Here is a 22327-nt window from a genome sequence, read left to right on the forward strand (position 1 = left end):
GTCGAGCGGGGAATGATCGCGGCGAACGTCCCAGACTGCATGCGAGCGCCTAGTGTCCCGTCGCGGAAGTTCGTTGAGCACCGAGGGTACCGATGCGCCGCGCCGGCAAGGCGCGACGACGAGGAGTAGCAGGGCTACTTCGAGGAGGAGCAACGCTGCCGGGGCGGATGCAGCGGCGCACGAATGCCAACGAACTTCCGGGACGGGACACTAGCTCGCTCACGCGCACCTGAGGCGCGAAGTCCCACGATGCCCTGGCCGAAGCCCCGCAACTCGGAGCGCACGCGACTCCTCGCGATGATGGGGCTCTACTTCCTCGTCCTCTTCGCGGTGGGGATCCTGAAGCCGATCCGGAACGCGCTCGCGCTCGACGGACTCGGGGAGAGCGAATTCTACAAGGTCTACCTCGTCAGCGCGGTCGTCATCCTGCTTGCACCGGCATTCAATCACCTGTCCGACCGCATTCCGTGGCGCACGCTCATTCCCGCGACAGCCGCCTTCTTCGCCGCGAATCTGTTCTTGTTCCGCGGCATCTACTCCGAAGGGAGCGCGGCGTTGGGCATGGTCTTCTACGGTTGGTACGACCTGTTCGCTGCGGCCCTCGTCACACAGTTCTTCATGGCGGTTCAGGTATTCTTCAATGCCCGGGACGCCAAATCTGCGGTTCCGCTCGTCATCGCCGCCGGCTCCTGTGGCGCCACCCTCGGTGGACTACTGACCGGCCTGATGGCCCAGAGGATCGGCACCCCTAACCTGATCCTCGTGGCGGCCTTTTTCGTCGGGTTTTTCGCAGTGGGATTGCCCTTCGTCTGGACAGGATACCCAACCGTCCGGCGGCCCGGGCGCAGGGTGATAGGGAGTGGAGCCGGAGGAGTTCGGTTCGTGATCGAAGACTTCGTTCGCGTCTTCTCTCATCGTCACGTTCGACTCATCGCCGGGCTCGTGCTGGCCACGGTCATCGTGAAGACCCTCGTGGATTACGAGTTCAACGAGGCGGTGGCCGCGCACGCCGGAGATCGAGATGCCATCAGCTCCTTCCAGGGCTACGTCTTCGGCGCGATCAACTGGCTCCCGATCGTGATCCTGCTTCCGCTCGGGCCCCTCCTCAAGCGATGGGGCGTGGGGTTGGTGGTCCTCATGCTCCCGCTCGCCATGCTCGGATTCACCGTCGCGCTTGCCACCGCGTTCAGCGTATGGACGGCAACGCTCGCGAAGGCGGGCGACTCCACCTTCCGCTATTCGGCGGAACGGACGGGACGGGAGATCCTGTACGTCCCCGTCCCGACTGAGCTCAAGCTCAGGGCGAAGGCGTACGTGGACATGGCATTGGAGAAGGGGTTCGGAAAGGCGTGCTCGGGACTTCTGATTCTCGTCCTACTGGCATTCATGGACTACAGACGCATCGCCTGGGTGGCAGCAGCTCTTGCCGCCATATGGTGTGTCATGGCGGTCGCCGCGAACCGCGAGTACGTGAGGGCCTTGGCGACGGCGATCCGGAGCCGATTCTCGACGCTCGAGGTTGGAGTCGCGTCGCTGACGGAGCGAAGCGCGCTCGCGATGGTGGGGAAAGCGCTCCGCGGAGATACGGTCCAGGTGAGCTTCGCGCTCGATCTCGTGGAAGAAGCGGGAAGCGTGGACGCCGGGCATCTCGGGGCCGATCTCCAGCGACTCATGGATCACTCCGATGCGGACGTGCGATCGCGGGTCCTGCGCCTCCTCACCCGCTTTCCCGGGCTGATCCCCGACGACGTCGTTCGACGGCGGCTCGGCGACGAGGACGAAGCCGTCAGAAAGGCTGCCGTGGGCGCGCTGGCGGCCCGATGCTCGGAAATAGCGGCGCGCGAGGAACTCCTGCGAGGGCTCCTCGAGTCCGACGATTGGGGAACCCGATGTGCGGCTTTGAGTTGGCTCGCCGACGAGGATGAGGACATGGATATGACCGAGCGGCTTGGGGCCTTCAGAGTCGCCGCGCTCCATGCAAACGGAGCCGTTTCGGAGCACCCGTCGGCAGCCCGTCGGGAATTGGCGCTCGCCCTTGGCCTCGGGCCGCCCGGTTCCATGCCGGCCCGCATCCTCGCGCGTCTCATGGACGATCCGGACGCCGCGGTGGCGAGGTCGGCGGTGCGAAGCGCGGGACGCCTGGGTGCCGTCCAGCTTCGTTACTCACTCATTTCGAAGCTCGGCGACCGCTCGCTTCGGGGGGAGGTCCGAGCTGCGCTGGTAAGAGTCGGTCCCGATGTCGTCGAGAGTTGTGTCGCACCCATGCGTGATCCGGCCGTCCCCATGGCGATTCGGCGGAGCCTCGCGTCCGTGATCGGGCTCGTCGACTCGGACCGGTCGGTGCGGGCTCTGATGGAGATCGTGTCCGATCGGAAGATCGACCGTGAGGTCCGATTCCACGCGCTCAAGGCGCTGAACAAGTTCCGCGCGCGAAATGGGACGATGCGCCTCGAGCCGAGCGATGTACTTTCCGCGATTGATGTGGAGATCCAGGAAGCGGAGCGATACTCGGACTTCCTGTCGATCCTCGATGGCGCACCTGCGGAAGCCCGGACGGTTCGACTTCTCCGGACCGCCCTGCGCGAGTCGTGGAGGGACCGGAGGGAGGCGGTATTTCGCTTGCTGGGGCTGGTCTTCCCCCACGACGAGATATATCGTTCGCACTTCGCACTCGTAGGAGATGACGATCGAGCGCGCGCCAACGCGACGGAGTGGCTGGAAAGAACGCTCGGACATCGGTTCTTTCAGCACGTTGGGTCCGTCATCCCCGGTGAGCCGACCCCGGACGCTAGCGAAGTGCAGCGGGACTGGTCTGCAGTTCTGAACGATCTTGGAGGCGACCGGGACCCTTGGATGGCAAGCGTCGCCACATGGGCCCGCGACGAGACAAGATCGCAGCGCGAAGGGGGAGGGAGCGGGGCCATGGATCTCATCGAGAAGCTCTTCCTTCTCCAGAAGGTCGATCTCTTGCAGGAAGCCCGGAGCACGCATCTGGGTCTCCTCGCCTCCATCGCGGAGGAGCTCGACGTGGACCGGGGAGACGTGGTCCTCCGCCCCGGTGAGCCGAACGATGCACTTTATGTCATCGTCCGGGGATCCGTGGAGTTGAGCGGGGTGGGCGACGAGAGGCTCGAGCTCGAAGCCGGCACGCCATTCGGAACCTGGTCGCTTTTCGATGCCGACCCGAGCATGATCGGCGCGAGGGCTCTCGAGCCCTCGCGTCTCCTGCGCGTGACGCGGAGCGACTTCCAGGATCTCCTCGGGGACCACCCCGAGCTCGCCACCGGCATCCTCCAGGCGCTGGCCCGGCGAATGCGGTCCCTCGTCGCATAGCGACGCGTGACATTTTTCGCTCGGCGCGGTCTCCGCTCCGGGGTCGAGGGAGGAGGAAGCCATGTCGGAAGGATATCGTCGGGCGACACGGAGGGGAAATCACCCTAGCGAGCGAGGTGGGCACGGGATCGGTCTTCACGCTCGTCTTCCGCGAGTCTCTTCCGATCGACCACCCGAAATGATCGAGGGAGGACCCTAATGCGCACACTCCAGTCGGTTCTGGTGGCCGCCATGGCGGCGTTCGTCGCGCAGCCGGGCACGCTTCCTGCGCAGGACCTCAACGTCCCACTCCCGACGGACTCGATCGAGCACCTCCTCGCGTATGCCCCGTTCGAGCCGCCAGCTGTCCTGATCGGGACCCGTTCCCCGAACGATCGCACTCAGCGGGTGGAACTCTTGTTCGAGGACGGGACCGTACTTCTGACCAAGTGGGCGCCGGCACCCCGAGGTGGGAACAGATTCAACAACGTGCCCCGGTACGAGATCGCGGCTTACGAGATCCAGAAGCTCTTTCTGGACGAACCCGATTTCGTCGTGCCTCCGACGGTCCCGAGAATCGTGTCCCTCGAGTGGTACGAAGCGGTGAACGACGACGTGGATCCCACCTTTTCCGGTGCCGCGTCCGTGCTCGTCGTCCTCCAGTACTTCTTGTACGGGGTAACCGACGAGGGCGTGTTCGACCTTCAACGTTTCGAGGCGGATTCCCTGTACGCCCGGCATTGGGCCAATGCGAATCTCTTCACCCATCTGATCTGGCACTCGGATTCGAATCCAGGCAACCTGCTCATTTCCACCTTCGATGGAAATCCCCGCGTCTTCTCCGTGGACAACGGCGTCGCCTTTCGAAGCCCGGACAGCAACCGGGGCACGGAGTGGCGGACGCTCCATGTGAATCGATTTCCGGGAGCCACCGTTGAACGACTTCGAGGCCTCTCAGAGGCGCGCCTTCGGGCCGAGCTCGGCGTGCTGGCGCAATTCGAGATCGTGGATGGGGAGCTGGTCCGGGTCGGGCCGGCCGCAAACCTGGACCCCGGCGACGGTGTACGGGAAGAAGATGGCGTGGTCCAGATCGGCCTGACGGACCGGGAAATCTCGGAGATTTGGAACCGGATCGAAGCCTTTCTCGCGAGGGTCGATCAGGGTCGCCTGACAACGTTCTGACCACGGACCGCGCCGCGATCGCATCCGGAGGACCCATGAGCCAGATGGCGCACCCCAATCCCTCCGCACGGGGGGCCCGGACGTGGCATTGGCGGCGCGCCACCCCGGTGATCGCCGCCCTCGTCCTGCTTCATCCCTTTCCCCTGGCCTCCCAGCCGCGTGTCGAGGGTGAGTATGGCCTCCGGGTCTCGCGGAGCGGAGGAGATCTCGCGGTCGGATGGCTCACGCCGTCACCGGCCCGAGGGGTCCTTGAGGTCGTTGCCGCCGGACGCACGATCCACCGTGTTGAGACGCCGGTCGATTTTTCCCACTTGGCGACGATTCCCATCCCATCTTCCGAGGACATCGTCCTCCACTATGGCGCTTCGACGGAGGCTCCTCTGCACATCACGACGATCCGCCTGCAGGAAGAAGGTCCCCCAGCGGCGGTCCTGAAGGGAGTGGATTCTCTTTTCGTCGTAGGGGACGTGCACGGCGAGTACGATCGTTTGATCGCACTCCTGGGAAACGCGGGTCTCGTCGACAGAGGAGGACGATGGACCGGTGGACGCAGCCACGTCGTCTTCCTGGGAGACATATTCGACCGAGGGTCCGACGTGACGCGCACGCTCTGGTTCCTTTACGGGCTCGAGCGCGAGGCTGAGACAGCGGGCGGTGGTGCCCACGTAGTGCTGGGCAATCACGAGACGATGATCTTCACGCACGACCTGCGCTACGTCACTGAAAAAGAGCTACTCCTCGCCTCGCTTCACGGCGTGCCATATCCGGAGCTCTTCGACACCCGAGAGTCGGTCCTGGGACGATGGCTCGCCGATCGCCCCGCCGTGATGTGGGTCGACGGTGTTCTACTGGCGCACGGGGGTGTCGCCCCCAGCGTCCTGGAAACGTCGGTCGAGATGTTGAACGACTCGATCCGCGCCTTCCTGCACGATGAGATTTTCTACCGATGGGCCGATAGTACCGTGGCCGTCGTCACCGACCGGGCGGCGGTTCCCTTCCTTCGGGACCAGTACGACGAGGTCATCGTCACCGACTCGGCAGCCCTGGCACGACGCTACGAGTTGGTGTTCCAGGAAGAGAGCGTTCTCTGGTACAGGGGCTACGTGAACCAGGACACGCTGGGCCCGGCTCTCGATGCGGTTCTGGAGCGCTTCGACGCACATCTCCACGTGGTGGGTCACACCCCCCTTCCCTCGATCGAAGGCCGGTACGAGGGCCGCCTCGTAGCGGTCGATCTCCTGGAGCCGGCGACCGAGCTCCTTCTCCTCGTGAGAGATGCGAGCGGCGGGCGGCATCGGAGTTGGCGAATCGGGGTGGAGGGTCCCCCGGAGCCATTGTAGAGAAGCGCCTCGTCCGTGGGTGGAGCACCGAGGCGCCGTCGCGGCCGTCCAAACGGTCCGCGGGTCCTTGCGAATCGCAGGTGGGACGGAGGATCCTACCCGCGGCCTTTGAAGCTCCTATCCTCCCGCGACGGTGAGCCTGAGAGCACGAATTCGTAAGGCGCGCATGGGAGACCTGCCTCTGCTCGGAAAGCGTAACTGGCAAGGAAGATTCGTCCTGTCCCTACCCCACCCTACATCGGCCAGAAGACGGGCACCAGCACGAGCAAGACGGCAATCAGCACGAGCGTCAGCGGCCCTCCCACGATCACGAAGTCGCGGAAGCGATACTTCCCGGGCCCGTACACGATGAGGCAGGACGGTTCGAGCGGGGTCGCGAGCGAGACCGAGGCCGCGAGCGCGATGGTCACCGCGAAGGTCCTCGGGTCCACACCGAGCTCGGTCGCGGCATGGATCGCCACCGGGAGGACGAGAAGCGCCGCCGCGGCGTTCGACATGGGCTGGGTGAGGAGGACGGTCAGCACCGCGAAACCCCCGAGGACGGCCAGCGGACCCAGCGGACCGAGCGCGCCGGCGATCCCATCCGCGAGAAGCGCGGCCGCTCCGCTGTCCGTCATCGCCGTGCCGAAGGCGGTCATCCCGCCGATCAGGATCAGCAGCTTCCATTCGATGAACCGGTACGCCTCCTCCGTGGTGATGGCGCGCACGAGCACGGAGGCGACCGCGGCGGCCAGCAGCGCGGCCGAGAGTGGCACGAGACCCGAGGCGCCGAACGCCAGGGCGACGACGAAAAATCCGGCGACGTAGAGTCCCCTTCGCCGCTCGGGGAGACTCCGCGCTCCCGGCGTCTCCAGCACCCAGAGGTTCGGGTCACGAAGGAGCGTTTGGACTCGATCGCGCGGGCCCTGGATCAGGAGGAGGTCGCCCTGACGCAGGCGCTCGCGGCCGACTCTCGCCGGCTCCGCGTGCCCGCCCCGGTGGATGGCCAGCGCCGTGACTCCGAACTGTTGACGGAATCTCACCTCGGCGAGCGTCCGCCCGATCAGGTTGGACTTGGGCGCCACCATCGCCTCGGCGAGCCGCACCGCTCCGGGCTGGAGCTCGCGGTCCCCCACCCGGAGCTCCTTGATGGCGAGGCCGGGGGTGGTCCGAAGTCGTGCGAGTTGTTCGACGCTCGCCTGGATAAGGAGGACGTCGTCCGCCTCCATGCGGGTTTCCGAAGTGGGGAGGAAGACGTGCCCCTCCCGCTCGACTTCGAGGACGCGGTATCCCATCCGTGCGAGATCGGATTCGAAGACGCTCTGACCCACGAGTCCCGCGTCTGCGCCCACTACGATCTCCGTGAGGTATTCCCGGATCTCGTAGGCGTCGGAGAGGCTTTCGTCGCGGTGATCGGGGAGGAGCCGGTAACCGATGGTGGAGAGATACAGAATTCCGACGCCGAAGAGGATCAGGCCGACGGGCGTCAGCTCGAAGAGCGTCAGCGGCTCCAGCCCGTATCCCGCCATCGCGCCGCTCACGGCCACGTTCGTCGAGGTTCCGATGAGCGTGCAGGTCCCCCCGAGGATGGACCCGTAGGCAAGAGGGAGGAGGAGCTTCGAGGGACTCGTGCGGCTCTCGCGGGCGGCCTCGAGCGCTGGGGTCAAAAAAACCGCGGTGGCGGTCGTGTTGTTCGTCACCGTCGAGACGAGGCCGGTGGCTCCCGAAAACAGGGTCGCGAGCCTGCGCGCGTTCCCCCCCGCCGATCGGGAGAGGCGCTGCCCCAGTCCACCCAGGACGCCGGTGTGCTGAAGAGCGCCGCTCACGACGAAGATCGAGGCGAGAATGAAGATGATCTCGCTCGCGAAACCCGCGAACGCATCGGCGGGTTCGAGCACACCCCCCAGGACAAGAGCGACGATGAGAAGAAGCGTGACGAGATCCACGGGAAGGATCTCGAGCGAAAAGAGGACCACCGCGAGGACGAGCAGCCCGAGGACGAACGCGATCTCCATCGGGGTCTGGTCGAGAGGGGTCTTGGGGGGACTACGGGGGCCGTGGCGGAATCAGTCTAACGGTGCGCCCGCCTCCGGGGCTACGCCCGCCCCCTCTGATCGAAAGTGTCCGGTGGTCCAGCCTTGCACCCGGAGCCGGACCGCTCCTATTCTGGATCGGCTCGGGTGGCCCCCCCGATGGCCCCATGGCCCGGGGGACCCAGCCCGATGTGGGGCGCCCTCGCGGGCGCCTCGGCCTTTCAAAGGAGAAGAACAACGATGAGCCGCGCACTGAGACCGAGACTCCTTCTTCCGATCCTCCTCCTGGCCGCCCTCCCGGTGGCTGCCCAGGCCCCGGTCGAAATCACGCCGGACGTGGTCTACGGGCACAAGGACGGGATGGCGATGACCTTCGACGTGTTCCAGCCCGAGTCGAACGCCAACGGGATCGGGCTCATCCATATGGTGAGCGGCGGATGGGTGTCGAGCTGGACGCCGCCCGAACAGGCGGTCCAGCGCTACCGCTTCCTCCTCGACCAGGGCTTCACCGTCTTTTCGGTGCGACACGGAAGCAGCCCGCGCTACCTCGTCCCCGACGCCTTCTCCGACGTGAAGCTCGCGACCCGCTACATCAATCTCCACGGGACGGAGTTCGGCGTGGATCCGGAGCGGCTCGGCGTCTGGGGCTCGAGCGCGGGGGGTCACCTCTCGCTCATGCTCGGCTTGACCGCCGACGAAGGGAACGCTGCCGGCACGACCCCGGTCGAGTCCGCTCCCAGCCGGATCGCGGCGGTCGTCGCCTATTTCCCCCCGACGGACCTCCGTAGCTGGGCCGGCCCGAGCGAGCGTTTCCCCGCGCTCGACTTCGACCCGACGCTCGCGGAGTCCATCTCGCCCGTTCTCCATGTGGACGGGGACACTCCGCCCACCCTCCTGATGCACGGGGACGAAGACACCCTGGTGCCGATCGCGCACAGCGAGCGCCTCCACGCCATCTTCCAGGAGAGCGGCGTCACCGCCGAGTTCATCCCCTTCCCCGGCCAGGGGCACGGATTCCGGGGGGAGGACGCGCAACGCGGCCAGCGGGAGGTCGTGGAGTGGTTCACCAAGCACCTCGTCAACGCCGCCGTCGCGACGCGCTGAGGTCTCGGGCACACCCGTGATCGAAAAAGAAGGCCCCGCCCGGACACATCGTCCGGGCGGGCCTTCTTTTTTCCCGCGACTTCGTATGGCGGGCTTCCGGCGCGCGGCCGCTGTGATTTATGGCGATCGGTGGGGCACCAAAGTCGGTCGACGGAGAGGCGGCGACATCTCGATCCTTTCCCGGATTCCCGGGATCGCCACAGTCGACTGCGGGTTGGGTGTTCTGAACCCTGCGCACTCAGCCGGCCGCGCGCCGGAGGAGGAATCGCTCGACTCATCTGGTTGGAGCCGCCAGGCGCGGGATCGTTAAATGCCCTCCCGATCAAAAAAAAATCCCCTCGTCTTCCTGACGGGGTTCGCGCTCTACTTCGGTGCGCTCTGGTTCCTCTGGAACACACCCGTCGTTTATCCGCTCAAGCTCTTCGTCATCTTCCTCCACGAGATCAGCCATGGGATCGCGGCCGTGGCGACCGGCGGCTCGATCCAGGAAATCACGATTAACCCACGGCTCGGGGGTGCCTGTTATTGCCCGGGAGGAAACGCCTTCCTCACCCTCTCCGCCGGTTATCTGGGAAGCCTCGTCTGGGGCGGCGTGATCCTCGAGGCGGGATGGCGCGCCCGAAGCCGCGTGCACCTCGTGGTGCGGATCGCGGGTGCGATGATGCTCCTCCTTACCCTTCTCTTCGTGCGCGGGATCTTCGGCTTCGTTTTCGGCGCCGCCTTCGGGATCGCCCTCATCCTCACGGCTCGACACCTTTCGCTTCCCACGAACCGGAGGGTTCTCGAAGTCCTCGGGCTCACGAGCTGCCTCTACGCCGTTCTCGACATCAAGAGCGACGTCCTCGACCGCCCGGAGCTCCCTTCCGATGCCGCGATGCTCGGTGAGCTCACCGGAGTGCCGACACTGGTCTGGGGAGCCCTCTGGATTACCATGGCTCTCGGCATCTCGGCCTGGCTCTTCCGACGCGCGTACCGGCATTATTGAAGGCGCCGCCAACCCGCCTCCCGGCTTCACTACGAACAAAAAGGTAGACATCGGGGCGACGGGGTATTATCGTAGGATACGAATCAGTTCGTATTGTTCGTCCTTCCCGGCGAGTGTGCATCCCCGGGGAGATGGCTCGTCTCACCACTTGAGAGCAAGGAGGAAACCGAATGGGCGGGGATGTCGTCTTCACGGAACGGGAGCTGGACATCATGAGCGTCCTCTGGTCCGAGGGGTCCGGAACGGTGACCGAGGTGCGCGAGAGGCTCCCTTACGAGACGGGTTACACCTCCGTCCTGAAGTTCCTCCAGATCCTGGAAGAGAAGGGGCACGTGCGCCATGAGCAGGAGGGTCGCGCGTACCGTTATTTCCCCACCGTCGAGTCGGAGGACGCCGGGAGAACCGCGCTCGGGAGGATCGTGAGCAAGATCTTCCACGGATCCGCGGAGCTCACCCTCGCCCGACTCGTCGAGGAACGGCCGATCTCTCCCGCGGAGCTTCGCAGGATGAAGAAGATCCTGGACGAGCTCGTGGAGGAAGAGGGCGAAGGAGGCGATGCGGACCCATGACGCTCACGGGGTGGATGGTCTATGCGTTGGTGGTGAGCCTCCTCGTCGGCGGCGCCGCGTGGTCCCTGGACCGTGGGCTCGCGCTACAGCGCGCCCCCACACGCTGGATCTGGCTGGCTTCCCTGCTTCTCTCCATCGGGGTTCCTCTCGGAGGCGCGTTATTCCCATCGCCGAGCCAGGGGGAAGCGCTCGCCGAATCGGGCCTCCCGGCGACGGTCTCGGGGGCGAGCGGAGTCGAGTTGGGCGGAGCGCTCGGCTCCGAAAGCGAGTTCCTGAACGCGGGGCCGCTCCTCTTCCTCTCGCGGCTCGGGGAGCGCGTGACCGAAGCGTTGAGGGATGGGCAAGCTCTCCTCCCGGCCGGAGAAAAGGTTCAGAGGGGGGTCGCGGCCGCCTGGATCACGGGATCGCTCGCAATGGCGATCGTCCTCCTCCTCGCCGGGGCGACGACGACCCGCCGGAAGCGTCAGTGGTCGGTGCGCAGAATTCGAGGACGGAAGGTGCGCGTCTCTCCCAGAATGGGACCGGCGGTCATCGGCGTCGTGCGGCCGGAGATCGTCCTCCCCGCCTGGGCCGAGTGGGCGAATCCACAGGAGCTCGATCTCATGCTCGCGCACGAAGAGGAGCATCTGCGGGCCGGGGATCCGCGTCTTCTAGCGCTGGCTCTCCTCCCCCTCGTCCTCATGCCTTGGAATCCATCGCTCTGGTGGCAGTTCCGGCGGCTGCGCGACGCCGTGGAAGTGGACTGCGACCGTCGCGTCCTCGCGCGAGGCGCCCCCGCGGCGAAATACGGCCGCCTCCTCCTTCATCTGGGCAGCGTGCGGTGCCGCGAAGCGGTCCTGTCGCCGGCCTTCGCCGGGTCGTCTTCTCTCCTCGAACGCAGGTTGAAAGCCATGCAAAAGAAATCACGACGGATCGGCGTCCCGCTCTCGATACTCGCGGGAGTGATCGCCGTGGGGCTGGTGGCCGTCGCCTGTGAAGCGGACGCCCCGGCCATCGAGGAGGAGGTCTCGGCTGCGGCGCAGGACCCGCCGCGCTCGTCCGGAACCGACCCGCTTCCGGACCGCGAGACAGGGGTCGCACCCTCCGAGGCCGTGGGCGACAGTCCGGTGGCGGCGGATCAGCCGCGGACTCCCCAGTTGACCCCACCGGCCGCGTACGACAGCGTCTTTCGCTCTGAGTTTCGTGACGTCCCCGTGAGCGAACTGGAGGCCGAAGCAGCCGCAGCCCGGATGCGCGACGCGCCCGCCTTCACCCCCTTCGAAGTGGCGCCTCAGCTCCGAAACGCACCAAGCGTCCAACGGATCCTGGAAAGTGAGTACCCAGCCATGCTCCGCGACGCGGGAGTCGGCGGAACGGTCATCGTCCACTTCTTCATCGACGAGACCGGCGCGGTCGGAAACGCGGCCATACACGAGAGCTCCGGGCAGGCCCAGCTGGACGCCGCCGCCCTTCGTGCGGCACGCGAATTCGAATTCGCCCCCGCGCTCAACCGGGATCGGCCCGTCCCCGTGTGGGTGTCCATTCCCGTCACCTTCCGGTCCAACTGAGGAGGGTCCCATGCCATCCGGCACGAGTCCGAACGGTCGCCCCGAGACCGCCAACGACCGGCTGAAGCGGTCCTTCGACTCCTGGCTCTGGAACGCGATCGTCGCCGCCACGATCGCGCATGCGGCCGTCCTCGTCCTCTGGCCCGAGCTCCAAGCCTCCGCGGCGGGCTTCGACATGAGCGAGATCACCACGATCGACATGCCGCCCGAGGTGGCCCCGCCCCCACCGCCCGAGCAGATCCAGCGCCCGGCGAGCCCCGTGGTCACCGCGGCGCAGATCGACGAGAACATCACGATCCCCGTCACGACCATCGAGGAGTACCTGAACACGCCGCTCCCGGCGCCGCGGGCGCAGAGCGCGGTCGACCTCACGAACGCGCCCCACTTCACCCCGGTGGAAGTGGCTCCCGAAGTCCGGAACCGGGACGAGTTTCGCCGTCTCCTCCAGGCCGCTTACCCCGCGATGCTGCGCGACGCGCGGATCGGAGGGGAGGTCCGCCTCCACTTCTTCATCAACGCCGAAGGCGTCGTGGAGACGGCGCTGGTCGCGGTGAGCTCGGGGCAGTCCCAGCTCGACGAAGCGGCGCTCCAGGTGGCCCCGCGCATCGAATTCACCCCCGCCCTCAATCGTGGCGAGCGGGTTCCCGTCTGGGTCGAGATTTCGATTCTTTTCGAGCCGGAATGAAGAGTCTTTACCTGAGGACGTTCGTTACATACCTTCGGAGCGTCCCCCGTATGGGGACTGGGCCGATCGAGCCGAGCCAGAGTGCAAAGCCGATCCGGACCGCGGGACTCTGATCCCGCCGGAGACACGCCCGATGTTTCCCCGTAAAAAGGAGGTGATCCCTTGTCTAGCCCTAGTAGTCCATCCAGCCTGGCACGGGCAAGCGGTCGCCGCATCGGCCGGTAACAGCCGAATCGATCGCTCGCTGTTCAGGCCGCGCGTTTGATCGCGCTAGGCTGGACGGCGTGAAAAAAGGGCCGCCGACGAAGTCTGTCGGCGGCCCTTCTTCATTTCCGGTTGGGGCCCGGCCCCGCGTTCACCCCCCGAAATAGTCCGGCGCGTTCCCCGGCTTCCATTTGATGTTGCACCCGAGGCTCGGCATCTGGTTCTCTGAGACCGCCTTTCCGGCGAGAAGGGCGTCGGCCGCGCGGCGAAGGTCCGCCCCAGTCACGGGGACGTCGTTCCCGGGACGGCTCCCATCGAGCTGGCCCCGATACACGAGCTTCCGCTCCCCGTCGAAGAGATAGAAGTCGGGGGTGCACGCGGCGCGATACGCGAGCGCGGCGTCCTGGCTCTCGTCGTAGAGGTAGGGAAAGGTGTACCCGACTTCCTTGGCTTCCTCCGCCATCTTCTCCGGTGCATCGTCCGGAAACTGCGCGACGTCGTTCGAGTTGATCGCGACGACCGCGAGCCCGCGCGGCTGGTAGTCGCGCGCGAAGGCCGCGAGCTCGGCGCGCACGTGCCGAACGAAGGGGCAGTGGGGACAGATGAACATCACGAGGAGCCCGGACGCGTCGGCGAAGTCTTCGGACGACACTACCTTTCCGGAAGGATCGGGGAGAGAAAAAGAGGGCGCCCTGGTACCCAGCGCGAGCATCGTGGAGGGGACGCGTGCCATCAGCGGCTCCTGGTTTTGTGCATGGTTCGTCCGGTGGAGTGATCGGGCTTCGCGTACCCCTCCCTCGGGGTCGGGGTCCACGCTGTTCGACGTCTCGCGGGCCGTTGGCCGCGAGGAACTTCCGCTCCGGCATGTGCTATCAACTGGACCATGAGCCTCGAATCCCTCAGTCACATCCCCGAAGGCGCGCGCGACGGGAGCCCGCTCGTCGTCCTCCTCCACGGGCGGGGCTCCGACGAGCACGACCTCCAGGGGATCGTCTCCTTTCTTCCCCCCGACGCGATCCTCGTCACGCCCCGCGCACCCTTCCCCGGAGCGCCCTGGGGATACGGCCCCGGCTGGGCCTGGTACCGTTACTCCGGTGGACGTCGGGTGGCGGACGAGACGCTCGAGGAGGGCCTCACGGCGCTCGACGACTTCCTCGATACCCTGGGTGCCAACCTTCCGGTGCGGCCCGGTCCCAAAATCCTCGGGGGCTTTTCGCAGGGAGGGACGATGGGACTGGCCTGGGCCCTTTCGCGGCCGGGGCAGCTTTCCGGAGTGGCCGTCCTCTCGGGCTTCCTGGTGGAATCCCCCGTCGTGGAGATGGGCCCCGGGTCGGCCGCGGGCCTCGAGGTCTTCTGGGGGCATGGCCGCGCCGATCCCAACATCCCCTTCACGATGGCCGAAGAGAGCCGGCGCATCCTCGGCGAAGCGGGCGCCGTGCTCGACACCGTGGATCACCCCGGCGGGCACCAGATCTCGCCCGGCGAGTTGCGGGCCTTCCGCCGCTGGTTGGATCGCGTCGCAGCGGAGAAAGCTTAACGCGCGATCACTCGGCGAGTCCGAGCTGCTGAGGAAGGGTGAGGACTTCCTTCACCTGGAAGCGGCGCGCCCCGACGGGAAGCTCCACGGTCACGTCCTCTCCTTCCCTCGAGCCGAGGAGGCCGCGTCCGATCGGCGAAGCGAGCGACACCTGCCCGCCGTCCAGATCCATGAAGTCTCCCGCGACGAGAGTGAAGGTCATCTCCGCCTTCATCTCCACGTCCACGATCGTCACCCGCGAGCCGAAGCCGACCCGGTCGAGGGGCATCGCCTGCACATCGATCTTCGAGAGCTCCGACATGCGGAGCGAAAGGTGGCTGATCCGCACCTGCACGAAGATCTGCCGCTCGAGGGCGGACTTGTATTCGGAGTTCTCCCGCAGGTCGCCGAGCTCCACCGCCTTCGAAATCCGGTCGGGGAGTACGACGTTGAGCTCGTGCGCGAGGTTCTCGATTTCCTGTTCGATCCGCCCTCGGATTTCGTCCAGCATGGCCCTTCCTCGGGTGCAATAAGAACCCGGGGCCCGGCTCCAGAGGACTCAAGTTGCCTGGGAAGGCGGACCCGCGGTGGGACTCTCCGTCGTGACGGCCGACCTGCGCCGTATTGGACCATAGTATCACCCGCACGGGCCGGAGGGGAGGGCACCTCTTGACTCGGTCTCTCTCTTAATGATATTATATTATCGTTTACTGCGAGGGAGGAATCTTGCTGGAAACCAGTTACGGAACACCCCGGCATCCAACGGGGACGAGCACGCGCTGGACGGCGCTGGCCCCGCTCGCCTGCGCCATGCACTGCGCGGCGACTCCCGTCCTCGCGGCGGCGCTTCCCGTCTTCGCCACCACCTCCGGAGTGGAGTGGGGATTTCTCGGGGCGACGGTCCTCTTCGGAGGGATCACCGTCCCCCGGCACCGGCACACCTCACGCGACCTCCGTCCCGCGGGTCTCCTCCTTCTCGGAGTCGCGCTCTGGGTCGCGTCCCTTCTCCGAGTCCTCGATCCCCTCCCGCAGGACCTCACGACCGCGTTCGCATCACTCGCCGCCGCCGCCGGCCTCTTCTGGCTCGCACGCGCTCGCCACACGCACCGTGTCGCGGGCGGTTGAATCCCGCCCTGGTCCGTAGTACCCTAAGCAACACGATTCGCGGTCCTTCTTCCTGTACTGCGTGCCCTTCCGTTGATCCAAAGAGAAACGCGTCAGCGACGCGCGATTCGAAAAACCTTCGAGGAGGCCGGGCATCCGCTCAGCCCCAAAGAGCTCCTCGACGCCGCCCGCTCCCATGTGGGTGGTCTCGGGATCGCGACGATCTACCGCAATCTCAAGAGTCTTCAAGACGACGGATGGATCGTCCCCGTGGATCTCCCGGGCGAACCCTCGCGCTACGAGATCGCCGGGAAGGGTCATCACCACCACTTCCACTGCCGGAGTTGTGACCGGGTGTACGAGGTGGACGGGTGCCCCGGAAACCTCCGGTCCGTGACTCCCGACGGCTTCCGGCTCGAGAGCCACGAGTTCGTCCTCTACGGCCTCTGCGAGGCCTGCGCGGCGTAAGAAGTCAGCCGCGCAGCACTTCTTCCACCAGAGCGATCTTCCGTTCCCGTTCCCCCGGGGATGCGGCCACGACGTTCACGTGGCCGAGCTTTCGGCCGGGAGCGGGCGGCTTGTCGTAGAGGTGGAGATGGGTCCCGGGGAGGGCGAGGAGGGCGGCGGGTTCAGGCATGGTCCCGAGTAGATTCACCATCCCCGACCAACCCCGCGGCTCCGGACTCCCCAGCGGGAGCCCGAGGATGGCGCGGAGGTGATTCTCGAACTGGCTGGTCGCCGCGCCGTCTTGTGTCCAGTGCCCCGAGTTGTGCACGCGAGGCGCGATTTCGTTCGCGAGAAGTCCCTTCGAGGTGTCGAAGAGCTCGACCGCGAGGACTCCCACATAGTCGAGCTCGTCCAGAATCCGCGCAGCGATCTCCTCGGCTTCTTGTTGGCGTCCTTCGGCGAGCCGTTCCGCCGGAGCACGCGACGTCCGGAGGATGCCCTCCCGATGCACGTTTTCGACGAGCGGGTAAAAGAGGGTCTCACCCTCCCGACCACGGACGCCGAGAATGGAGAGCTCGCGCTCGAAGGAGACGAATCCCTCCGCGAGGAGGGGAACGCCGCCGAGGGCCTCCCATGCCGGCGTCACTTCCGGCTCCGCGCGCAGGACGCGCTGCCCCTTCCCGTCGTAGCCGAACCGCCGCGTCTTGAGGACGACCGGGAACCCGAGCTCGCGGACCGCTCCCTCCAGCTCCGCGAATCCATCCACGGCCGCGAAGGGGGGCGTCGGGATCCCGAGTCGCCGGAACGCTTCCTTTTCCGCCAGCCGGTCCTGCGTCATCTCGAGCGCGGCGGGAGGCGGAAGGACGAGCGCCATCGAGGCGAGGCGCTTCGCCGCCCCGGCGGGGACGTTTTCGAACTCGTACGTGATGACGTCGAGCCCTTCACCGAAGGCCTCGAGGACCTCCGGGTCGTCGTAGGCGGCGCGCACGACGGTGCCGAGCTCGCGCACGGGAGGATCGGGGTTCGGATCGAGGAAACGAAAGCGAAGGCCGAGACGAATGCCCGCTAGCGCGAGCATCCGGCCGAGTTGTCCGCCCCCGATGACCCCGACGGTGCGACTCCAGGGCGAAGAGGGGGGCGGTGTCCTCCCGACGCTCACGGAGGCGGAAGGGTCGGATCCGGATCCCGCAGCACCGCTTCGGTCCGCACGGCGCGGTAGGCGCGAAGCCGCTCACGGATCCCCGCGTCTGCCGTGGCGAGAATTCCCGCGGCGAGGAGGGCTGCGTTGATCGCGCCGGCGCGGCCGATGGCGAGCACTCCCACCGGGATTCCCCCGGGCATCTGCACGATCGAAAGGAGCGAGTCGAGCCCCTGGAGCGCGCGCGACTGCACCGGAACGCCGAGGACCGGAAGGATCGATTTGCTCGCGAGCATCCCGGGGAGGTGGGCGGCGCCTCCCGCGCCCGCGACGATCACCTTGAGCCCCCTCGACTCGGCGGTCGAGGCGTATTCGAAGAGAAGGTCGGGGGTTCGGTGCGCGGAGACGATCCGGGATTCGTGCGGGATCTCGAGCGCCGAGAGGGTCTCGGCGGCGTGTGACATCGTCTCCCAATCCGACCGGGACCCCATGACGACGCCCACGAGCGGACCGGCCATGCGGGGTTAGTTCCGGCCTTGCTGGGAGTAGACCCGGGTCCGGCCGTCGGAGGTGAAGAGGAGGACGTCGTAGGGCTGTACGATCCCGTCCACCTCCATCCCCGGCGAACCCACCGGCATCCCCGGCGCCGTGATCCCGCGCGCGGCGGGCGCTTCGGCGAGGAGCTGACGGATGACCTCTCCCGGCACATGTCCCTCGACGACGTACCCGTTCACGACCGCGCTATGGCAGGAGGAGAGCTCAGGACTGATCCCAAGCTCCCCTTTTTTCGCCCCGAGCTCCGCGTCACTCATGTAATGGAGCTCCGCTTCGAACCCGTGTTGGGCCAGGTGCTCGACCCACCCGGCGCAGCAGCCACAGGTCGGGGTCAGGTAAACCGTCATCGGGATGGCCTCGGTGCGCTCCAGCGAAATCGGCGACATCGCCGGATCCGCGGGCCCCGAGGCTCCGAAAAGAGTTCCGGCCGGGGCCCCCGCCGCAGCGGCCAAAGGGGCTTCTTGAGACCGGTACCAGAGGACGCCCACGGCCAGCACGACGACCGCGAGGAGGGCACCCCCGTAAATGAATGGCTTTCGATCGTGCATATCCGTGCCCTGAAATGGTGTGTTCTCTAAGCTAGCCACGGACTTGCATCCGGGCTACTGGCCCGGGGCTTGCAGGTTCCGACGGGGCAATTCGGACTTTCGCGTCCCTTATAAACAGATGTTTCGCATTTGGACGGTAATGGATAGATTTGGCTGGCCGCCGGCTCCCCGAGCCCCGGATTCCCCGAGGACGAGTTCAGAGGAGAAGAGCTTCATGCCGCGTTCGCGCCCGACGGTGATGTTCCTCCTGTCCATCGGCCTGTTGGCCTGCACCGGATCCGCGTCGGCCCAGCTTCCCGTGGAAGACTGGATGCCGCGTCCCGATGCCCGGGCCCCGGCAGGGATCTCCGAAGATGCCTTCCTCTCCCAGGGGGGGATCGAAGTCTCGTACACCTTCCGTGTGATGAGCTACGAAGATCTCCTCTTCGAGACCGACGAGATTCCTCCCATCCTCGTCCTGAGCGGGACACCACAGTGGCCGGCTTTCGACATGGTCCCGCTCTCGATGTCCCGTCAGCGGCACGAGTTCGAGGCACGCGTCGGACTTCTGGATTGGCTCGGCGCATCGGTCCGCGTCCCCTTCGTCTCGAACTCCGCCGAGTTGGCCACCGAAAATCTCGTGGGATCCCCTTCGGCCTCCGGCCTCGGAGACATCGAGTTTCATCTGCTTTACGCGTTGCACCAGGCCTGGCCCTATCGGGCGCACCTCTCGATCGGCGCCGCCGTCCCGACCGGGAGCGTGGAGGAGATCGGCCAGCTCCCGAATGCGCCTTTCGCGGACCAGCTCCTTCCTTATCCGCTTCAACCCGGAGACGGCACCCTGGTCCTCCTCCCGGGCGCGGCCTTCGTGGCGGAAAACGAGGCCGGGACGGTCGGAATCCGGGGGCATGCGCGGATCCCCATCGGGGAAAACGACCGGGGGTGGACTCGCGGGGGCGGCTTCGAAGGAAGTCTCTGGATGGCGTACCGCTTCACCGACTGGGTGAGCGGCTCGGTGCGCATCCACTTCCGGAAGACGGGGAGCATCGAGGGCTTCGATCCCGACGTGGACCACCTGAGCAGTCCGATGGCCCACCCGGAGCTCCAGGGGGGGACGCGCATCGAGCTTCCGATCGGAATCAACATCCGCTTCGCAGAGGGCCCCCTCCGCCGCAATTTGATCCGGGCGGAGTTCCTCCTTCCGGTGCATCAGAACCTGGACGGACCGCAGCTCAAGGCGAAATACGGCGCTGCGTTCTCCTGGAGTGTGGGGATCATATAGGAGCGCGAAAAACGCGTTCGCCCCTCGCGATCAGCCCGACTGCGCTGGAGCGATTACCCCTCCACTCGCGCGAGGTGGTAGCTCTTTTTCCCGCGCCGGAACAAGAGGAAGCGCCCGTGCAGCGGGTCCGCCGAAACGAGCGTGCGGTGCGGATCGGTGACCCGCTCTCCGTTCAGGTAGATTCCCCCCTGCTCCAGCGCGCGACGGGCGTCCCCACGCGAAGTGGCGACCCCGGTCTCGGCGAGAAGGACGACGAGCTCGACTCCTTCACCGGACAGTCGTTCCTTGGAAAGCATGCTCGAAGGGACATCGGCGAAGATCTCCTCGACCTCTTCCGGAGAGAGCCCCTGCACTTCCCCACCGAAGAGAACCTGCGAGGCCTTCCGCACGCGGGCGACGGCGTCTTCCCCGTGTACGGTACGCGTCACTTCCGCGGCGAGCCGCTCCTGGGCTTCGCGCGCATCGGGTCGCTCTCCGGCGATCCGCTCCAGCGCCTCGATCTCCTCCCGCGAGAGGAGAGTGAAAAAGCGGAGGTTTCGCCCGGCGTCCGCATCCTCGGTGTTCAGCCAGTACTGGTAGAACTTGTACGGGGAAGTGCGTGCCGGATCGAGCCAGACGGCACCCTCTTCCGTCTTCCCGAACTTCGCTCCGGAGGCGGTGGTGATGAGCGGGAAGACGACGCCGTAGGCCCTTTCCCCCGTGACCCGGCGCACGAGATCGATTCCTCCGGTGATGTTCCCCCATTGGTCGGCGCCCCCGAATTGGAAGCGGCACCCCTCGTCTTCGAAGAGGCGGAGGAAGTCGTAGGATTGGAGGAGGAGATAAGAGAACTCGGTGTAGCTGATCCCCGAGGCCTCGTCCTCGAGCCGACGCCGCACCGAGTCCTTCCGGAGCATGGCGTTCACGGAGAAGTGCTTCCCGACCTCGCGGAGAAACTCGAGCATCCCGAGCCGACTCAGCCAGTCGCGGTTGTTCCGCATGCGCGCAGGGTTCGGCACGCCATCGAAGTCGAGGAAGGCCTCGAGCTGGCGGTAGATCGCCTCGGCGTTCGCGGCCGTCTCCGCGAGGGTGAGGAGTTTGCGCTCGGCGCTCTTCCCGGAAGGGTCTCCGATGAGTCCCGTCCCCCCGCCGACGAGCGCGATCGGACGGTGGCCGGCGCGTTGCAGATGCACGAGCCCCATGACCGGAACGAGATTTCCAACGTGCAGGGAAGCTGCGCTCGGATCGAACCCCGCGTACGCCGTCTGGACGCCCTCAGTGAGGGCCTCCTCCGCGCCCTCGGTCGCGTCGTGGAGCATCCCGCGCCAGCGGAGCTCCTCGAAGAAGGCAAGTCGGGACATGACGTTCAGGCTTTTTGGACGCGGCGGATCATGAGGGACGGGTTTCCGAACATATGCGGCGGCCGCGCGCGGGAAAGGGGGCGGAGGCGCGCGCGCGGGAATTCCCGTGAGCCCTTCGCCTCGGCGTCGCGCCGCCGAGGTGCCGCGACCCTACCAATCGAGGAATCGGGCGGACTCCTCCGGAGTCGGGAGGGTGCAGGCCTCCTGCATCCCGGGAATCCTTCGGCGATAACGCGCGAAGAAGTCGTACGCCCAGTCGCGGAGAGGTCGTGGGATGAGCCGACCGAGGCGCGCCACCCCACCCCAAAAACCCCCGAGGTAGAGGCCCGCGGCGATCACCGCCCCCGAGCGCGATTGAACCCGCTCAGGGTTGGCGCCTGCTCGGGGATCCAACCAGACCATGGAGTCCACTCCCGCGAGCTCGGGGTGGCGCCCGACGACCTGCGCGGCGACCTCCCCCTGGAGACTCGCGAAGCGGACGGTCCGCCGGTCCTTGTCGCGGGCGAGGAGGAAACGCACGCTCCTCGTGCAAACGCCGCAGTCCCCGTCGTAGAGGAAGATCGGGCCCTCGTCGGTCACGGAGGCCCCGGAGCCTTTCGCCAGACTTTCATCCATCCGAGCCGGAGCCGAGCATGAATTTTTCCCGAGCAACTTGGAAGGTGGCGCTGCCCACCCTAATCCTCATCCTTTCTCCCGGGTTCCTCCAGGGCCAGGACGGACCTCTGGGAATCTCGCCGGCGGTCGGGGTGACGATCGGCACCTCGGGGATCGGCGGGGAGCTGGGCGCGCGCCTGCATGAGCGGCTTGGGGCCCGGCTCGGCGTGAGCTGGATTCCGATCGAGCCCGAGATCGACGAAGACGAACACGACGTAACGGGGAGCGCGGAGCTCCCGTCGCCGATCATTCGCCTGATGGCGGACTTCTTCCCCTGGGGCGGAAGCTTCCATCTCACGGCCGGGGTGGAACACTTCTCGGGCGGCCTGACGCTTCACGGAATTCCCTCCGACAGTGTCGCAATCGGAGACAGCAAATATTCCGCGGAAGAAATCGGGGAGATCGAGGGAAAGTTCTGGGGAAGTGAGACGGCTCCCTATTTTGGAATCGGTTGGCAGAAGGTGACCGGACGCGTGCAGCCCTATTTCGAGCTCGGCGCGGCGCTGACGGGAGCACCGAAGGCCTCGATCCGAATCCTGGGCCCGGCCGGCGGGCAGGTGGACCTCGAAGAGGACCTGGAGGAGGAAATTCGGGAGATCGAAGACGACGCCTCGAGCTTTGTCGCTTACCCGCATCTGATGTTCGGGCTGCGGGTGCGGTTGGGGGGTTGAGAGGCGCCTTCAGCCCGGGAGAACGCGCAGCCCCTCGAGCCGGGCCGCGACCGTGAGGCGTTCGTCGAAGGTGACGAGATCGGTGCCTTCCGTTCGCTCCGACCAGATCAGGGCCGCCGCGAGTTGCAGGGCGTCGGCGGCGCGGAGCGAGTG

21 protein-coding genes are annotated in these 22327 nt (G+C 66.4%); 13 read left to right on the forward strand and 8 right to left on the reverse strand.

The window, feature by feature from the left end:
• Window positions 1–249 precede the first annotated feature (249 nt).
• The 3 genes from WEG36_03655 (at window position 250) to WEG36_03665 (ending at window position 5834) form a co-directional block, all read left to right on the forward strand.
• Window positions 250–3333 carry a HEAT repeat domain-containing protein gene (locus WEG36_03655; protein MEX1256696.1) on the forward strand — a complete coding sequence of 1028 codons (3084 nt, stop codon included), beginning with the start codon at window positions 250–252 and terminating at the stop codon, window positions 3331–3333.
• Window positions 3334–3531: 198 nt separating this feature from the next.
• Window positions 3532–4494, forward strand: a complete 963-nt coding sequence (locus WEG36_03660; GenBank protein MEX1256697.1) for a hypothetical protein — start codon at window positions 3532–3534, stop codon at window positions 4492–4494.
• A 35-nt stretch (window positions 4495–4529) separates the two neighbouring features.
• Window positions 4530–5834, forward strand: coding sequence for a metallophosphoesterase (locus tag WEG36_03665; GenBank protein MEX1256698.1), 1305 nt, complete (start codon window positions 4530–4532; stop codon window positions 5832–5834).
• A gap of 233 nt (window positions 5835–6067) precedes the next feature.
• Here WEG36_03665 and WEG36_03670 read toward each other — a convergent pair whose 3' ends face one another.
• A complete protein-coding gene (locus WEG36_03670; protein MEX1256699.1) occupies window positions 6068–7828 on the reverse strand; it encodes an SLC13 family permease in 1761 nt (586 codons plus the stop codon).
• A gap of 258 nt (window positions 7829–8086) precedes the next feature.
• Between WEG36_03670 and WEG36_03675 the strand changes: the two genes are divergently transcribed.
• The 5 genes from WEG36_03675 to WEG36_03695 all read left to right on the forward strand — a co-directional run bounded on the left by WEG36_03675 (window position 8087) and on the right by WEG36_03695 (window position 12736).
• A complete protein-coding gene (locus WEG36_03675) occupies window positions 8087–8950 on the forward strand; it encodes an alpha/beta hydrolase (protein MEX1256700.1) in 864 nt (287 codons plus the stop codon).
• Between the two features lie 310 nt (window positions 8951–9260).
• Window positions 9261–9935 (forward strand): M50 family metallopeptidase, encoded by a 675-nt coding sequence (locus WEG36_03680; GenBank protein MEX1256701.1) that lies wholly within the window; start codon window positions 9261–9263, stop codon window positions 9933–9935.
• A gap of 170 nt (window positions 9936–10105) precedes the next feature.
• On the forward strand, window positions 10106–10504 hold the full coding sequence (locus tag WEG36_03685) for a BlaI/MecI/CopY family transcriptional regulator (GenBank protein ID MEX1256702.1): 399 nt from the start codon (window positions 10106–10108) through the stop codon (window positions 10502–10504).
• Window positions 10501–12051 carry a M56 family metallopeptidase gene (locus WEG36_03690; protein ID MEX1256703.1) on the forward strand — a complete coding sequence of 517 codons (1551 nt, stop codon included), beginning with the start codon at window positions 10501–10503 and terminating at the stop codon, window positions 12049–12051. Before WEG36_03685 ends, WEG36_03690 begins: the two co-directional genes overlap by 4 nt.
• Window positions 12052–12061: 10 nt before the next feature.
• On the forward strand, window positions 12062–12736 hold the full coding sequence (locus WEG36_03695; GenBank protein MEX1256704.1) for an energy transducer TonB: 675 nt from the start codon (window positions 12062–12064) through the stop codon (window positions 12734–12736).
• Between the two features lie 355 nt (window positions 12737–13091).
• Here WEG36_03695 and WEG36_03700 read toward each other — a convergent pair whose 3' ends face one another.
• A complete protein-coding gene (locus WEG36_03700; GenBank protein ID MEX1256705.1) occupies window positions 13092–13673 on the reverse strand; it encodes a thioredoxin family protein in 582 nt (193 codons plus the stop codon).
• 150 nt (window positions 13674–13823) lie between these two features.
• Between WEG36_03700 and WEG36_03705 the strand changes: the two genes are divergently transcribed.
• Window positions 13824–14477, forward strand: a complete 654-nt coding sequence (locus WEG36_03705) for an alpha/beta hydrolase-fold protein (GenBank protein ID MEX1256706.1) — start codon at window positions 13824–13826, stop codon at window positions 14475–14477.
• Between the two features lie 7 nt (window positions 14478–14484).
• Here WEG36_03705 and WEG36_03710 read toward each other — a convergent pair whose 3' ends face one another.
• The gene (locus WEG36_03710) at window positions 14485–14967 is read right to left on the reverse strand and encodes a GreA/GreB family elongation factor (GenBank protein ID MEX1256707.1); all 483 of its coding nucleotides are present in this window, start codon (window positions 14965–14967) and stop codon (window positions 14485–14487) included.
• Between the two features lie 215 nt (window positions 14968–15182).
• Here WEG36_03710 and WEG36_03715 point away from each other — a divergent pair, with 215 nt between their 5' ends.
• Complete coding sequence (locus tag WEG36_03715; protein MEX1256708.1) at window positions 15183–15581, forward strand: MerC domain-containing protein; 399 nt, start codon at window positions 15183–15185, stop codon at window positions 15579–15581.
• Between the two features lie 72 nt (window positions 15582–15653).
• The gene (locus tag WEG36_03720; GenBank protein MEX1256709.1) at window positions 15654–16028 is read left to right on the forward strand and encodes a transcriptional repressor; all 375 of its coding nucleotides are present in this window, start codon (window positions 15654–15656) and stop codon (window positions 16026–16028) included.
• Between the two features lie 4 nt (window positions 16029–16032).
• Here the strand turns inward: WEG36_03720 and WEG36_03725 are convergent, their stop codons facing one another.
• Genes WEG36_03725 through WEG36_03735 form a run of 3 tightly spaced genes read right to left on the reverse strand, consistent with a single transcriptional unit; the run spans window position 16033 to window position 18287 of the window.
• Window positions 16033–17166, reverse strand: a complete 1134-nt coding sequence (locus WEG36_03725; GenBank protein MEX1256710.1) for a 5-(carboxyamino)imidazole ribonucleotide synthase — start codon at window positions 17164–17166, stop codon at window positions 16033–16035.
• Complete coding sequence (gene purE / locus WEG36_03730; GenBank protein ID MEX1256711.1) at window positions 17163–17663, reverse strand: 5-(carboxyamino)imidazole ribonucleotide mutase; 501 nt, start codon at window positions 17661–17663, stop codon at window positions 17163–17165. The genes WEG36_03725 and purE overlap by 4 nt, the downstream gene beginning before the upstream one ends.
• Window positions 17664–17669: 6 nt before the next feature.
• The gene (locus tag WEG36_03735; protein ID MEX1256712.1) at window positions 17670–18287 is read right to left on the reverse strand and encodes a DUF411 domain-containing protein; all 618 of its coding nucleotides are present in this window, start codon (window positions 18285–18287) and stop codon (window positions 17670–17672) included.
• A gap of 175 nt (window positions 18288–18462) precedes the next feature.
• On the opposite strand from WEG36_03735, the gene WEG36_03740 reads away from it, so the two are divergent.
• Complete coding sequence (locus tag WEG36_03740) at window positions 18463–19509, forward strand: hypothetical protein (protein MEX1256713.1); 1047 nt, start codon at window positions 18463–18465, stop codon at window positions 19507–19509.
• Window positions 19510–19562: 53 nt separating this feature from the next.
• Here WEG36_03740 and tyrS read toward each other — a convergent pair whose 3' ends face one another.
• Entirely contained in the window at window positions 19563–20849 is a 1287-nt protein-coding gene (gene tyrS / locus WEG36_03745; GenBank protein MEX1256714.1) for a tyrosine--tRNA ligase, read from the reverse strand.
• Between the two features lie 150 nt (window positions 20850–20999).
• Complete coding sequence (locus WEG36_03750) at window positions 21000–21428, reverse strand: DCC1-like thiol-disulfide oxidoreductase family protein (GenBank protein ID MEX1256715.1); 429 nt, start codon at window positions 21426–21428, stop codon at window positions 21000–21002.
• Window positions 21429–21481: 53 nt separating this feature from the next.
• On the opposite strand from WEG36_03750, the gene WEG36_03755 reads away from it, so the two are divergent.
• Complete coding sequence (locus WEG36_03755) at window positions 21482–22174, forward strand: hypothetical protein (protein MEX1256716.1); 693 nt, start codon at window positions 21482–21484, stop codon at window positions 22172–22174.
• Window positions 22175–22327: the final 153 nt, after the last annotated feature.

It is taken from the genome of Gemmatimonadota bacterium, from assembly GCA_040882465.1.
Classification (GTDB): Bacteria; Gemmatimonadota; Gemmatimonadetes; order Longimicrobiales; family Gaopeijiaceae; genus JBBEBG01.

What these genes read in the sequence shown, in the direction of transcription:
- WEG36_03655 (MEX1256696.1), top strand. Translation starts at nt 250, where the DNA reads ATGCCCTGGCCGAAGCCCCGCAACTCGGAGCGCACGCGACTCCTCGCG.
- WEG36_03660 (MEX1256697.1), top strand. Translation starts at nt 3,532, where the DNA reads ATGCGCACACTCCAGTCGGTTCTGGTGGCCGCCATGGCGGCGTTCGTC.
- WEG36_03665 (MEX1256698.1), top strand. Translation starts at nt 4,530, where the DNA reads ATGAGCCAGATGGCGCACCCCAATCCCTCCGCACGGGGGGCCCGGACG.
- WEG36_03670 (MEX1256699.1), bottom strand. Translation starts at nt 7,828, where the DNA reads ATGGAGATCGCGTTCGTCCTCGGGCTGCTCGTCCTCGCGGTGGTCCTC.
- WEG36_03675 (MEX1256700.1), top strand. Translation starts at nt 8,087, where the DNA reads ATGAGCCGCGCACTGAGACCGAGACTCCTTCTTCCGATCCTCCTCCTG.
- WEG36_03680 (MEX1256701.1), top strand. Translation starts at nt 9,261, where the DNA reads ATGCCCTCCCGATCAAAAAAAAATCCCCTCGTCTTCCTGACGGGGTTC.
- WEG36_03685 (MEX1256702.1), top strand. Translation starts at nt 10,106, where the DNA reads ATGGGCGGGGATGTCGTCTTCACGGAACGGGAGCTGGACATCATGAGC.
- WEG36_03690 (MEX1256703.1), top strand. Translation starts at nt 10,501, where the DNA reads ATGACGCTCACGGGGTGGATGGTCTATGCGTTGGTGGTGAGCCTCCTC.
- WEG36_03695 (MEX1256704.1), top strand. Translation starts at nt 12,062, where the DNA reads ATGCCATCCGGCACGAGTCCGAACGGTCGCCCCGAGACCGCCAACGAC.
- WEG36_03700 (MEX1256705.1), bottom strand. Translation starts at nt 13,673, where the DNA reads ATGGCACGCGTCCCCTCCACGATGCTCGCGCTGGGTACCAGGGCGCCC.
- WEG36_03705 (MEX1256706.1), top strand. Translation starts at nt 13,824, where the DNA reads ATGAGCCTCGAATCCCTCAGTCACATCCCCGAAGGCGCGCGCGACGGG.
- WEG36_03710 (MEX1256707.1), bottom strand. Translation starts at nt 14,967, where the DNA reads ATGCTGGACGAAATCCGAGGGCGGATCGAACAGGAAATCGAGAACCTC.
- purE (MEX1256711.1), bottom strand. Translation starts at nt 17,663, where the DNA reads ATGGCCGGTCCGCTCGTGGGCGTCGTCATGGGGTCCCGGTCGGATTGG.
- WEG36_03740 (MEX1256713.1), top strand. Translation starts at nt 18,463, where the DNA reads ATGCCGCGTTCGCGCCCGACGGTGATGTTCCTCCTGTCCATCGGCCTG.
- tyrS (MEX1256714.1), bottom strand. Translation starts at nt 20,849, where the DNA reads ATGTCCCGACTTGCCTTCTTCGAGGAGCTCCGCTGGCGCGGGATGCTC.
- WEG36_03755 (MEX1256716.1), top strand. Translation starts at nt 21,482, where the DNA reads ATGAATTTTTCCCGAGCAACTTGGAAGGTGGCGCTGCCCACCCTAATC.